This window comes from Methyloprofundus sedimenti (assembly GCF_002072955.1).
GTDB lineage: Bacteria > Pseudomonadota > Gammaproteobacteria > Methylococcales > Methylomonadaceae > Methyloprofundus > Methyloprofundus sedimenti.
In genome coordinates, this window is record NZ_LPUF01000001.1 from 699,411 (window position 1) to 711,382 (window position 11,972).

The 11,972-nt window shown below is 42.1% G+C and carries 10 protein-coding genes; 6 read left to right on the forward strand and 4 right to left on the reverse strand.

Annotated features, from left to right (window positions below):
* Window positions 1-258: 258 nt before the first annotated feature.
* Window positions 259-3,138, reverse strand: a complete 2,880-nt coding sequence (gene gcvP / locus AU255_RS03060; protein WP_080521504.1) for an aminomethyl-transferring glycine dehydrogenase — start codon at window positions 3,136-3,138, stop codon at window positions 259-261.
* A gap of 35 nt (window positions 3,139-3,173) precedes the next feature.
* Window positions 3,174-4,262, reverse strand: a complete 1,089-nt coding sequence (gcvT, locus tag AU255_RS03065; RefSeq protein ID WP_080521505.1) for a glycine cleavage system aminomethyltransferase GcvT — start codon at window positions 4,260-4,262, stop codon at window positions 3,174-3,176.
* A 209-nt stretch (window positions 4,263-4,471) separates the two neighbouring features.
* Between gcvT and hemC the strand changes: the two genes are divergently transcribed.
* Genes hemC through AU255_RS03085 form a run of 4 tightly spaced genes read left to right on the forward strand, consistent with a single transcriptional unit; the run spans window position 4,472 to window position 8,655 of the window.
* Complete coding sequence (gene hemC, locus AU255_RS03070; RefSeq protein WP_080521506.1) at window positions 4,472-5,398, forward strand: hydroxymethylbilane synthase; 927 nt, start codon at window positions 4,472-4,474, stop codon at window positions 5,396-5,398.
* A gap of 25 nt (window positions 5,399-5,423) precedes the next feature.
* Window positions 5,424-6,191, forward strand: coding sequence for a uroporphyrinogen-III synthase (locus AU255_RS03075; protein WP_080521507.1), 768 nt, complete (start codon window positions 5,424-5,426; stop codon window positions 6,189-6,191).
* Window positions 6,184-7,413, forward strand: coding sequence for a uroporphyrinogen-III C-methyltransferase (locus tag AU255_RS03080; protein WP_233144536.1), 1,230 nt, complete (start codon window positions 6,184-6,186; stop codon window positions 7,411-7,413). Before AU255_RS03075 ends, AU255_RS03080 begins: the two co-directional genes overlap by 8 nt.
* A gap of 15 nt (window positions 7,414-7,428) precedes the next feature.
* The gene (locus tag AU255_RS03085; protein ID WP_080521509.1) at window positions 7,429-8,655 is read left to right on the forward strand and encodes a heme biosynthesis HemY N-terminal domain-containing protein; all 1,227 of its coding nucleotides are present in this window, start codon (window positions 7,429-7,431) and stop codon (window positions 8,653-8,655) included.
* A gap of 187 nt (window positions 8,656-8,842) precedes the next feature.
* Here the strand turns inward: AU255_RS03085 and cmoB are convergent, their stop codons facing one another.
* Both cmoB and cmoA read right to left on the reverse strand, forming a co-directional pair.
* Entirely contained in the window at window positions 8,843-9,817 is a 975-nt protein-coding gene (cmoB, locus tag AU255_RS03090; RefSeq protein WP_080521510.1) for a tRNA 5-methoxyuridine(34)/uridine 5-oxyacetic acid(34) synthase CmoB, read from the reverse strand.
* The gene (gene cmoA / locus AU255_RS03095; protein WP_080521511.1) at window positions 9,814-10,545 is read right to left on the reverse strand and encodes a carboxy-S-adenosyl-L-methionine synthase CmoA; all 732 of its coding nucleotides are present in this window, start codon (window positions 10,543-10,545) and stop codon (window positions 9,814-9,816) included. Before cmoA ends, cmoB begins: the two co-directional genes overlap by 4 nt.
* Window positions 10,546-10,663: 118 nt before the next feature.
* Between cmoA and hemF the strand changes: the two genes are divergently transcribed.
* Entirely contained in the window at window positions 10,664-11,569 is a 906-nt protein-coding gene (gene hemF, locus AU255_RS03100) for an oxygen-dependent coproporphyrinogen oxidase (protein WP_198942616.1), read from the forward strand.
* A 62-nt stretch (window positions 11,570-11,631) separates the two neighbouring features.
* Window positions 11,632-11,883, forward strand: a complete 252-nt coding sequence (locus AU255_RS03105; RefSeq protein ID WP_080521513.1) for a hypothetical protein — start codon at window positions 11,632-11,634, stop codon at window positions 11,881-11,883.
* Window positions 11,884-11,972: the final 89 nt, after the last annotated feature.

Consider the following 11,972-nt stretch of genomic DNA (forward strand, 5'->3'; position numbering starts at 1 on the left):
ATTAGGATTGTCAAATATTATTTAATTCTTATATTTGGGTATCACGTCAACTATCATAATTACTTAGACTCTCGCCAAACACTTTTTATGCTCAGATCTAAATGGAAAGTGACCATGATGTGCTTGAGTTATCATGCTTATGCAATTTTTATTTTTTGACGACAGCCGAATATCCGTGCTCAACTGCGGTTTCTGAGATTATCAGTTTTCTGGATACTCTAGTGTAAGATTGTTTTGTTTGAATTCAGTTCAAACCAACTATAAACAAGTACATTTTAAGTGGCGATCGCCATAAGTTTCATCGATACGACCGACAGGGGGCCAGTATTTATTTTCATATTGGCTGTTATCTGGAAAGAATGCCTGTTGTTTGCTATACGGGTGTGGCCACTCATCAGCGATTAGGCTTAATTGCGTATGTGGAGCATTAATCAATAGATTATCTTGTTTGTCAGCAACGCCGTTTTCTATAGCGGCTATTTCTTTACGAATGGAAATCAGGGCGGCACAAAACTTATCCAGCTCTGGCTTATTTTCACTTTCGGTGGGTTCTATCATCAGCGTTTCATGTACCGGAAAAGAAACGGTAGGCGCATGATAGCCGTAATCTATTAAGCGTTTTGCAATATCGTTTACGGTGATTCCGCTGGTTTTTTTAAAGGTACTACAATCTATGATGCATTCGTGAGCAATCCAGCCATTTTTCCCCTTGTATAAGATAGGGTAATGGGGGGCAAGCTTCATGGCTATGTAATTTGCATTTAAGATAGCGGTTAAAGTGCTCTTTTTAAGTCCTGCTGCGCCCATCATGGCAATATAGGCCCAGGGTATACTAAGGATATTGGCAGATCCCCAGGGGGCAGCTGAAATAGTGCCGATACTGGTTTCACCATTTGCTGCAGGGTTTACGCCGGATACAACAGGATGCACGGGCAAATATTCAATTAAATGCTCGCCTACACCAATAGGTCCAACGCCCGGACCTCCACCGCCATGCGGAATACTAAATGTTTTGTGCAGGTTAAGATGGGCGACATCTGCACCTATTTTTCCAGGGCGGGTCACACCGACCAGCGCATTAAAATTTGCCCCATCTAAATACACCTGGCCCCCGTGCTGATGGATAATCTGGCATATTTGACAGAATGATTCTTCAAATACGCCGTGTGTCGATGGGTAGGTAATCATGATGGCCGCCAGAGAACTGGAGTGCTCAGTAACAATTTCTTTAAGCTGTTCTAAACTTATATTGCCTTGTTTATCGCAAGGAATATTAACAATAGTGTAACCCGCCAAAGCTGCGCTTGCTGGATTAGTGCCATGTGCTGATTCTGGAATCAGGCAAATATTACGCTGACTTTCACCGCGTGATTGATGATATTTTTGAATGACTAACAAGCCACTGTATTCGCCTTGAGAGCCTGCATTCGGTTGTAGAGAAAATGCAGCGAAGCCGGTTAAATCACAGAGCATGTTTTCCAGTTCTTCAAATAACTGCTGGTAGCCCTGCGCCTGATAAGTGGGGATAAACGGATGCAGACTATTAAATTCATACTGCGAGATGGCTTGCAATGAAGTGGCTGAATTCAGCTTCATGGTGCAGGACCCCAAGGGAATCATGGATCGATCTAAAGCAATATCCTTAGCTGCCAACAAGCGCATATAACGCATCATTTCTGTTTCTGAATGGTAGAGATGAAATACCGGGTGCTGTAGAATCGAGTCTGTTCTAAGTAAAGAATCGGGTATGCATTCATCGATATTTTTATCGATTTCTATCAAGTCTGGTAATTTTTTACCGGGTAAGGCGAAGATTTTCCAGAGTTGCCGGATGAGCTTTCGAGAACTGCTTTGATCTAATGAAATACCCAAGGTATTGTTGTCAATAATACGCAGATTAATCTTCGCTTCTTCTGCTCTTGCGGCTATGCGATGTGCTTTGTAAGGAGTTTGTATGATAATGGTATCAAAGTAAGATGTGTTAATTACCTGATAACCTAACTGCTCGATCCCCTGAGCAAGGATTTGGCTGTAACGATGTACGCGTTGAGCGATCATTTTTAACCCGTATTCGCCATGATAAACAGCATAAAATCCTGATAAAACCGCTAATAACACCTGCGCTGTGCAAATATTGCTAGTCGCTTTTTCACGTCTAATATGTTGTTCACGGGTTTGTAAGCTCATGCGGTAGGCAATATTACCGTGACTATCCCTGGATACGCCTATTATTCTGCCAGGCATAGAGCGCTTATGACTGTCTTTACAGGCAAAAAAAGCGGCATGAGGCCCACCATAGCCCATAGGGACACCAAAGCGTTGCGCATTACCAATCACTATGTCGGCATCGAATTCAGCAGGTGCTTTGAGTAATACCAGGCTGAGTAAATCTGTGGCAATAGTAAGTAATGCGGATTTTTCGTGGGCTAGTTTGCCTAGCTGATGAAAATCCTTAATTTCGCCAAATGTGTCTGGATATTGGACAAGAATGCCAAAGCATTGCTGCTGTGCAAAATCTTCTAAGGGGTCACCTAATACTATTTTCAGGTCGAGTGGTTTTGCATGTGTTTGCAGAACAGCAATCGTTTGTGGATGACAGTGCTTATCGACAAAATAGTTATTCGAGTCACTTTTACTAAGGCGTCTGCTCATATTCATTGCTTCAGCAGCGGCTGTCGCTTCATCTAGCAGAGATGCGTTGGCAATATCCATGGCTGTTAAATCAATGATCAACTGTTGAAAATTAATCAGCGCTTCCAGTCGACCCTGGCTTACTTCTGCCTGGTATGGCGTATAGGCTGTATACCAGGATGGATTTTCAAGAACATTACGTTTTATGACGGCGGGCATGACGGTATCGTAATAACCCATGCCGATCAATGATGTGAAGGTTTTGTTACGCGCGCGTATTTTACGTAAATAAACGATTGCAGCACGCTCGCTGATGGCATCGACCAGCATTAAAGGGTCCTGATCGACTATATTGTCAGGAAAAGCTGTAGGGATTATATCCTCCAGTGATTGTAAGCCCAGTTCATTTAATGTTTCTTGAATTTGCCGGTCATTCGAACCTATGTGCCGATGCACGAAATTCCCACGCATTTCCAGTTCTGATAAAGGTGTTTTTGTATTGGTCATATTAAGTACCTTGGCAATAGGAGAGTAGTACCTGCTCAGCGGTAATAGCGATGTTTTACAAAAGGCAGCTGGGTAACGGTGACTTCAATATCTTTATTGCGTTGTTTGCAAGTAAGCTGGCTTCCAGGGGCAATAAGCTCAGTTATGACATAGGCCATGGCAACCGGTTTTTGTATGCTAGCTCCAAAGCTGCCACTACTGATATAACCGGCTTTATTGCCCTGCAGATCAAATAATTCGGTTCCTTCTCTGAGTATGCTTTTACTACTTGTTGCAATACCGACTCGATAGTGCTCTGCCCCTTCGAGAAATTGATAGCGAACTCTTTTAGCGCCTAAATAGTCAGTTCGATCTTTTGCAACTAGCCATGATAAATTTGCTTCTATTGCTGTGATCTCTACTGAAAGTTCATGACCATACAGGCAAAGTCCTGCCTCCAGACGCAGGCTGTCTCGTGCTCCTAAGCCTATAGGCAATACTTCGGTATGAGACAGCAGCAATTGCGCCAGATTTAAGACATTATTATTAGTAACGGAAATTTCAAAACCATCTTCACCGGTATAACCGCTACGGCTAATAGTGCAAGGGATACTATTAATGTGGGTTTGACGTACACTCATATAAGGCATAGTGCTAAATTGAGTGTCGTACTGGGTAAGTACTGTAACGGCTTGTGGTCCTTGAAGTGCTAATAGGGCTTGCTCTGATTGAAATGCAATCTGGCAGTGGTGAGGCAAGTGATTCTGCAGGTGTTGTAAGACAATGTTTTTACGCGAGGCGTTAACAATGAGTAGCAGGTGAGTGCCAAGGTTTGCAATGATCAAATCATCAATAATGCCTCCAGACTTATTGGTCAGCACTGTATAGCGTTGCTTTCCTGGAGGCAGGTTCTGTAAGTTGCTAGGGACTAGCTTCTCTAATTCAGCGGCGCATTGTGCTCCGTTCAGGTGTATTTGCCCCATATGGGAAATATCAAATAAACCAGCCTGGGAACGGGTATGCAGGTGTTCTTTAATTATTCCTGAGGAATAGTGTAGCGGCATTGCATAACCGGCAAAAGGGGTCATTTTCGCTTTCAGTTCAGCATGCAGTGAATATAATGCGGTTTGTTCAATAGTTTGCATAGCAATATTTATCTGGTTTCTGTTGAAAAAAGGTGCTTGCTACTTTTATTGTTTTTATTATTTCGTTTACTATAGTGGAAAAGAAATATTTGTGCGCATTTTTTAAGAAAAAATTAGTAGAACAATAAAAACACAGATAAATGTGCTAATAAACGGCATAAAAAAGGTACAATGTTCGGCGTTATTGCAAAAGGAAATTAGGAAAACTAGTGACACAGCGAATTATTAAAATAGCAACACGACAAAGTCCTCTGGCATTATGGCAGGCTGAAAATGTAGCGGAAAGACTACAACAAGCTCACCCCGGCATAAAAACCGAATTAGTGAAAATGGTGACTAAAGGCGATAAAATTCTCGACGCTCCTTTAGCTAAAATTGGTGGCAAAGGTTTATTTGTTAAAGAGTTAGAACAGGGCATGCTGGAAGGCTCGGCTGACATAGCGGTGCATTCCATGAAAGATGTCCCGGTTGAATTTCCGGAAGGGTTGCATTTGGCAGTTATTCTACTGCGCGAAGACCCTTATGATGCCTATGTGTCCAATCACTATAAGTCGATAGAAGACTTACCAGTCGGTGCGAAGGTTGGTACCTCTAGCTTGCGTCGTCAATGTCAATTTGCAGAGCGTCAACCGCATGCGCAAATTTTATCCCTAAGAGGTAATGTAAATACTCGGCTAGCCAAACTTGATGCGGGCGATTATGATGCCATCATCCTGGCGGCTGCCGGCTTAAAACGCCTGGGCTTCGAGCATAGAATTACTCAGTTGCTAGACAGCAGCGTCAGCTTACCCGCAATAGGGCAAGGGGCTGTCGGGATTGAATGCCGAATAGATGATATAGAGATGAATCAGTTACTGGCTCCATTACAAGACGTTGAAAGTACTATTAGAGTAAAGGCAGAGCGAGCCATGAATGCGCGTTTGAATGGTGGTTGTCAGGTGCCTATTGCCGGGTTCGCCGAGTTGCAAGGAGAGCAGTTGTTTATGCGTGGTTTAGTAGGCAAACCTGATGGTAGTGTTATGTATCGCGCGGAAAAAACGGGTCCTATGGAAGAAGCTGAGTCGATTGGTCGAGCGGTGGCTGATGAACTCCTGTCAAAAGGGGCGGGCGAGGTTTTAAAGGCATTATACGTATAAGTCTGAATAGCTATCGCCTGGAAAAATGTACACAGGAAAAAAAATATTAGTTACACGCCCCAACCATCAATCGGAAAATATGTGTCGGCTGATTGAACAACAAGGCTGGCAGGCTATTCGTTTTCCGGTGATAGCGATTAAAGCCAGGTCATTATCTACTCAGGAGATAAGGCGGGCGGAGAATATTGACCTATATCAGCAGGTTTTTTTTGTCAGTGTCAATGCGGTAAATTTTGCACTACAGATAATTAATGGCAAAATGAAGGGCTTGCAAAAAGTCTCTTGTATCGCGTTGGGCAACGCGACTTATAAGGCTTTAACAGCTCACGGAATTAGCAATATATTAGTGCCGGAGCAGGGATTTAATAGCGAAGCGATACTGGCCATGCCTGAAATGCAGGACATGCAAGGACAATCCTGTCTGATTATAAGAGGTGAAGGTGGCCGGGAGTTATTGGCAGCTAGTTTACAAGAACGTGGCGCAACAGTAGATTATCTGGAAGTATATAAGCGTGCGATGCCTATAACTGATAATCGTTTGGTAAGCGAATATTTGCAGCATAAGGCAGTATCTGCCATCCTTGTTTATAGTGGCGATGCACTGAATAATCTGTTAAAAATGCTGGCCAAACAAGATATTAATCAGAATTTGCTAAATACTCCTCTCGTAGTTATTAGCCAGAGAGTACAGCATTTGGCTAAAAAAATCGGATTTAAGAATATTGTTATTGCTGATGAAGCATCTGATGCAGCAATGATGAATGCATTATTGAATGGGGAAGAATGTGGCTGAAATTATAGAAGAACAAAATCAACAAAAGGTAGCACCAACTCCGGCGTCAACACCTAAGCAAAAGAAATCTGGCAATGGAGCCTGGTTTGGACTGGTTATTATATTAATTATTTTAGGCCTGGCTGGTGCAGGTTTTCTGCTATTGCAACAATTGCGTGATAAACAACAAGACCTGGGCGGCGTACTTAGTAAGGATTCTCAACAGATGCAGGAGTTGACTAAACAGATTTCGGGTTATCAGAATCAGTTAGTGGCAATTCAAACGCAATTATCCAGTTTAAGTGCAGAAGTAGGTAGTAAAGAAAGTAACTTTGAACATAAATTAAATGAACATAGCGACATACACAATCAACGTTTAACTAACGTCGCAGAGCGATTAAAAGAGTCCATACAGCATATACAAAGGCAGTTAGGGAAAACAAGAGGTGACTGGCTGGTTGCCGATGCGGAGTATTTATTAAGTGTTGCTAATCGACGACTGCATTTAATGGGCGATGTTGCGACCGCAATCGAAGCTTTAAAAGCTGCGGATAATCGTTTGCGTGAGAGCGGTGACACTGCGGCCTTTAAAGTGCGGAGCCAGATTGCTAAAGAAATATCCTTAGTTAAAAAAGTAGAAGTTGCAGATGTTGTGGGTATTTATTCAACGCTGGATATGCTGGAAGAAGATGTTGACAAGCTCAATGTATTTCTACCCTACTCGGGCAAGACGAAAGACCAGCAAAGCACAAGTAAAGTATCACCAGACACACCTGCGGCAGATGAGACATCTACTGATGATGTAAATGATATGCTAGATAAGGCATTGGTTGAAATTGAAGGTATCATTACTATCAGACGGTTAGATAATCCGGTAACGACAATCATTAGCCCAGAACAGAAAGCATTTATAACCGAGCAGTTGAGCACGAAGCTAGCTATTGTCAAGCTTGCCTTAGTTCAACATAATGATGCGCTTTATCAGGCCGGGATTGATGATGTTCAACAATGGTTAGATAAAAACTTTACTAAAGATGCGGAATATAAACACTTCCTCACTGAACTAGAGCAGTTAAAAAGGATACAGCTAAGAAGTAATTTCCCGGACATTAGTCAATCACTCAAAATGCTAAGAGATATTGCTAAGCTAAGACTGGATTCAGATCAAGCCTCTCAGTCGGAGCAAGAACCGGATATAGAGCCTAAACCCTTAACGCAACCTGAAACTCAGGAAGCTCAATAAAAAGGGAATTCTAGTATGAAAAATATTCTATTTTTTTTAGTAACATTAGTTACCGCTCTTGGTTTTGCCTTTATTGTTCATGAGTGGATGCTGCAATATAATGATCCGGGCTATGTGCTTATTGGTGTTGGTCACTGGGCTATGGAAACATCCTTAATTGTTTTTACTGTTGGACTCATTATCAGTTTCTTTATTTTTTATGTCTTGTTCAGGATTCTGGGCTGGTTAATTCGGCTTCCTGGGAAAATCAAAACGCGTGGTAAATCAGTTAAATTTAATCGTTCACAAGATGCCCTGATTGCAGGTCTGGTTGATTCAGCAGAGGGTAATTGGGAGCGCGCAGAAAGAACGTTGATCAAACACGCTTCAAATAGTGGTGCGCCTTTAATACATTATTTAACTGCTGCGCGTGCTGCGCATTCCCGGGGAGCAATGGATAAGCGTGATGAATATTTGCGTCGCGCAACCAAAGATGCTCCTGGATCGGAAATGGCAGTTGGCTTAACTCAGGCTGAACTAAATTTATCTCAAAAACAATTTAATCAGGCACTGGAAACATTAACAAAATTGCACTCTATTGATTCTTCGCATGCCAGTGTTTTAAAATTGTTACATCAAACTTATCAGCAGTTGGGGGACTGGAAAGCGATCCGTTCCTTGTTACCAGCATTTTATGAAAATAAAGTTTTTATGGAAGCGGAAGTGAGGTTATTAGAAGTAGAGACTTACAGTGTTTTACTTAAAGAAGCTTCAGAACATGCAGATGCACGAGAAATTCAGGAGCTTTGGGATAGTGTTCCTGAGCACGTTAAAACGATGTCGGGCGTCCCCGCCATTTATTACGCTGCAATGATAGAAGCAGGGGCGGGAGCAAATATTGAACAAGAACTGATTAAATCTTTAAATAATAAATGGGATATGACCTTGCTGGTTTTATTTGGCAGCGTACAGTCTATAGATTTTCGTGGACAGTTGGAAATGGCCGAAAAATGGTTATTGCAACATGGCAATGACGCTATCTTGTTACGTGTTTTGGGCAAAATTTCCATTAAATGTGAATTTTCCGAGAAAGCTAAAAAATACCTTGCTAAAAGTATCGGTGTTGAGCCGACTGTCGAAGCTTATCGTATTCTGGGAAACTTTCTTGCACAGGAAGGTGATCAGGAGCGTGCGAGTGAATGTTACAAGCTTGGCCTGGAGTTAGCTTCGACCCAAGTGATCAGTGTTGCTAGTGAAATGTAATCGTTAGTAACATTTACAGTAGGGCCGACTTTAGTCCGCTTAAAGTATTTTATCAGGCGTAACATGCTTTATTATTTTAGCTATTGCACTCCTGCTAATTGAATGGCATTAAGGGTTTTCCTGGAAATTTATACAGGAATGCTTTACATAATGCGTCATAAATTGCAGGAGCATGATAACTTGGGAATTAATCAATTGTTGCAACAAAAGTTGCTCGTCTGGGTGCCGGATGGCCTTCAATCGTCAAATCAGGATTATTCGGATCTAAAAAGTCCTGAAGAGAATTAAACGTCATCCACGGTGTCGAACGTTGTTCCAGCATACTGGTTTGATTTACATCTACAACACGTATATTTTTAAAACCACAGCGTTTCATCCAGCTTGCTAATGTATCGCAAGTAGGGAGAAACCAGACATTGCGCATGCGTGCATATCGATCTACGGGAACTAACACTTCGCCTTGTTTGCCTTCTATCACCAGGGTTTCTAAAACCAGCTCACCACCACTGCGTAAACAATCTCGTAAGTCTGTTAAATGATCAATTGGCGAACGACGATGGTAAAGTACGCCCATGGAAAACACAGTATCAAAAATATTGGTTTTTTCGGGTATCTCTTCTAGTGTTAGCGGTAAAACATACACGGGTGCTTCACCATATAAACGGCGTATTGCCTGAAACTGTAATACATGCAACTGCACAGGATCGACACCGATTACCATTTGCGCGCCGGCACCCAGCATGCGCCAACAGTGATAGCCATTACCACAGCCTACATCCAAAACCAGGCGGTTATCTAATGGAGTTATTTGATCTTTGATCCGTTCCCATTTCCAGTCGGATCGCCACTCGGTGTCAAGGTGTAAATCAAATAAATCGTAAGGTCCTTTACGCCAGGGAAACAGGTTCTTTAAGCCAGCATCAAGCTGCTGCCATTGTGTTTTAGATAGTTCATCTGCTCGACCAATTTTGAAGCCCTCATTATTAAGCTGTAGACTAGGATTTTTCGGGATAGGTAATTGTTCAACGGCGGCATTCCACTTGGAGAAATTACCATGTGCTTCAGGATTAAGTTTTTGCTGAATTTGACCGGGTAAGATTGCACTCCAATGTTCTGCATTTCTTGTTGTCAGTAGCTCGTAGAGCGGTTGATAGTCAATCATTTCAGGGCAATTATGGACGCAAAATTAAAATATTGAAACCAGACCTCGGCATTATCAAAGCCCGATTGTAACAGTCGGTTTTTATGTTGGGTGAATGTTTCAGGGATTAACACATTTTCTAGTGAAGCGCGTTTTTGACTGATTTCCATATCACTATAGCCATTCGCTTTTTTAAATGCATGATGCATCTCGGTTTGTAAGGATTGCTGTCTTAAATCACTAAAAAATAGTTTTTCAGAGAGAACTAATAAGCCACCAGGCCGTAGTCCGGCATATATCTTCTTAATAAAGGCATTGCGGTCAGCCAGAGGGATAAATTGCAAAGTAAAATTCAATACAACTACTGAGGCATTTTGTATTTTAATATCCTGAATATCGCTACACACCAGTTCGACAGGAATTGATGCGGTATCTCTTGTTATAATTTTTTCACAACGTGATAGCATGGCAGTCGAATTATCTACAGCAATAATTTTACAGTTTGCTGCGGATATTTTATGCCGCATGGACAGCGTAGCGGCACCTAATGAGCAGCCCAGGTCATAACAAACGCTATCCGCCTGAGCAAAGCGGCTGGCTAGCAAGCCAATAGCAGAAATAATAGCACTGTATCCAGGTACAGAACGTTGTATCATATCCGGGAAAACATCGACGACGCTGGCATCGAATTTAAAGCCATCGATATCGCCCAGCGGACTTGCGTATAAGGTATCTTTTTGTAAATTCATTGTAATTATCATAAAAATAGAAAGTTAATTTTACTTAAAAATTACCACTTTGTACGCAGAAAAAACTTTAAGGAGAAAATGAATAGTGACTCAGCTTAATAAAAATCAACCCAGCCAAATTCAAATTGAACAAGTAAAAGCATTTTTATTCGGTTTGCAAGATAGTATTTGTACAGGATTGCAAGCCGAAGATGGCGGCGCCGTGTTTGTCGAAGATTCCTGGGATAGAGAAGAAGGGGGTGGTGGGCGATCAAGGGTGTTAACTAATGGAACGATTTTTGAACAGGCAGGCGTTAATTTTTCCCATGTATTTGGGCAGAAACTTCCGGCTTCTGCCACAGCGAAACGACCAGAGCTGGAGGGGCGTGATTTTCAGGCGATGGGCGTGTCTTTAGTGATGCACCCACATAATCCTTATGTACCGACTTCACATGCAAATGTACGTTTTTTTATCGCCGAAAAACCGGACGAAGATCCCATTTGGTGGTTTGGCGGTGGCTTTGATTTAACGCCCTTTTATCCTTATAAAGAAGATGTGATAGCCTGGCATAAAACCGCAAAATCTGCTTGTGATCCCTTTGGTAAAGAGGTTTATGCAAAATATAAAAAATGGTGTGATGAATACTTTTACCTCAAACATCGAGATGAGACAAGAGGTGTGGGGGGGCTATTTTTTGATGATTTAAATGCACCAGGGTTCGAGGAAAGCTTTGCTTTTATGCAAAGCGTTGGAGAGCATTTCTTAAAGGCGTATTTGCCGATAGTACAAAATCGTAAAGCGACAGAATATGGTGAACGCGAGCGTAATTTTCAGCTCTATCGTCGTGGACGGTATGTTGAATTTAACCTGGTCTACGATCGCGGCACTTTGTTCGGTTTGCAATCAGGAGGACGTACCGAATCGATCCTAATGTCCATGCCGCCCGTTGTGCATTGGAAGTATGACTGGAGCCCTGAAGAAGGCAGTCCTGAAGCAGTATTGTATGCAGATTATTTACATGCCAGAGACTGGCTGGCAGAATAGATTTTTTGAACGGGTGTTTCAGTCACTAGTCACTTATTATTGAAAATATCAAGGCGGGCATAATGCGGATTAAATTCTTAAGCAGCAGCTTATTTCTAATTGTATTCACGGCATGCACAACGAAAGTAGTCCAGGCACCTAAAACGGTAATGTTGGGTTCAGACCGGGATGCTCATGCATGCATTTCATCAGCAGGTTATAGATGGTGTGCGGTTACTCAGCAATGCGAACGCCCCTGGGAACTGGCAAAAATGCAGAAATTTGCCAACACACGGTCTGCATTTGATAAATATTGTGAAAATCCTGAGCAGTAGTCGCACTTTGAAGATCAGAGAACGTTATCAAACCACAATTAAATTTAATGAGTTGCAACGTACATGCAAACCATAAAGAAAAAGGAGAA